This window comes from Leisingera sp. F5, from assembly GCF_001593695.1.
Map to the genome: position 1 here is coordinate 1 of NZ_LUKH01000691.1, position 1,844 is coordinate 1,844.

General features: G+C 59.2%; 1 protein-coding gene and 1 tRNA gene. Both read left to right on the forward strand.

From position 1 onward, the window contains the following. On the forward strand, nucleotides 1-906 hold a 906-nt coding region (locus A2I95_RS34855; RefSeq protein ID WP_291737144.1), incomplete at its 5' end, for a HAMP domain-containing sensor histidine kinase. A 100-nt stretch (nucleotides 907-1,006) separates the two neighbouring features. Continuing rightward, nucleotides 1,007-1,083: transfer RNA gene (locus A2I95_RS34860), tRNA-Arg, on the forward strand. The last annotated feature ends 761 nt before the right edge of the window (nucleotides 1,084-1,844 follow it).

The window sequence follows — 1,844 nt, forward strand, 5'->3', positions numbered from 1 at the left end:
CTGTCGGCGGTGATTTCGGTTTTTACGGCGCTGTTGCTGTTTGTTGCGGTGCGGATTGTGCTGGTGAAGCCGATCAAAAGCGTCGTCGGCTATATGCAGCGCTATGCGGCGGCGCCTGAGGATGCGCGCGGCATCATCCACCCGAGTTCCAGCGTGGTGGAGCTGCGCGAGGCAGAAGAGGCGCTGATGCAGCTGCAGACCGAGCTGACCCACGCGCTGAAACAGCGCGAGCGGCTGGCCCAGCTGGGCGGCGCGGTCGCCAAGGTAAGCCATGATCTGCGCAACATCCTGACCTCGGCGCAGCTGTTCACCGACCGGATCGAGATGAGCGAAGACCCACTGGTACGCCGGCTGGCGCCGAAGCTGGTGAATTCGATCACCCGTGCGGTCTCCCTGTGTGAGGGAACCCTGGCGTTCGGGCGCGCCGAGGAGCCGTCGCCCACCTTTGCTGTGGTCTGCCTGCATGAAATCACAGCGGATATTGCCGAAAGCGAGCTGCTGGCTGCGGACAGCGCATTGGTCGGGATCGTCAATGCAGTGCCCAAACCGATGATGCTGCGCGCTGATTCCGAACAGCTGTTCCGCATTGTCATGAATCTGGTGCGCAACGCCCGTCAGGCGATCACCGCCACCGGGAAACCGGGCAGGATCACGGTCGGCGCGTATGAGGAAGAAGACGCCTGGTATATCACCGTTTCCGACACCGGCCCCGGTTTGCCGAAAAAAGCGCAGGACAATCTGTTCACCCCGTTCCAGGGCGGTGCCCGCAAGGGCGGCACCGGGCTGGGATTGGCCATCGCGGGCGAGCTGGCCCGCGGCCATGGCGGATCGGTCGTGCTGAAGGAAACCAGCCCGGACGGCACCGTTTTCGAGATCTGCCTGCCCAAGGGCGATGGCACGATTTGACCGCGGCAAGCAAGCTGACGGGAATATGCCGGCCGGAGGAAACTAATTTTGGGTTTTGGGGTTGCGACTCTCCAGCGCTATGATTAAACCCCGCCGCAGTGGACCGATAGCTCAGCTGGATAGAGTACTTGACTACGAATCAAGGGGTCGGGGGTTCGAATCCTCCTCGGTCCGCCACTTTTTACATTGTAAGACGTCAGACGAAATTGACCTCTGCGTCATAAGTTGACCCAAATGCACCACGAACCGGCAGTTTGTGGTCAAACCGCGAATATCCGGTTCGAGCCCTCTTCTGATGCTGCACGAGACCTCCGTCACAGCGATACACATTTTCTTGCTCTCAATGCTGCGACCGACGCACTTGGCAGACTGGCGTGCCCGGCCCAAACCCGCCGTTCCTCCCAAACACGTCTAACGGCTGCTTCCCGCCCGACGTGCATGGGCAGGCAGACCTGACTCGCTACTGGGCAAGGGGCCGCTTCGGGCTGCCTGCGGTCAGCTGTGACAGCGACGGTAACCGTCCAGGCCGGTGATGACACCGCTGCGCCGCCACAAGGCCGCTCCGAGCCCATAGCAGCCCTTGGTTAGCTCACAGTTCACCGCATGTGCAGCATGGCGCAAACAGCATTTCAAGACATTCGACTCGGTTGAGATCTTCGCGCGTACTATTTTTTACTAGGTGCATAGGGCAGGCAAGTCACCCAACGTTGTAGGCCTAGCCGTTTCCAACCAACCCCAGTAGACTGTGGTGGATTGCCTCCAAGAAATTTTTGCGTGGTTTCTATGAACTCAAAATTTGAAGAATTTGCTGGAAGTCTAAACCCCTCTTTCGAAAAACTCATCGCAATGTCACCCTGCTCAGCAGGTCAGCTGCCTCGAGATATGCCGCCGTCTGGAGTTTTCCTATTTAGTGAGCATGGAAAGCACCTGTATGTTGG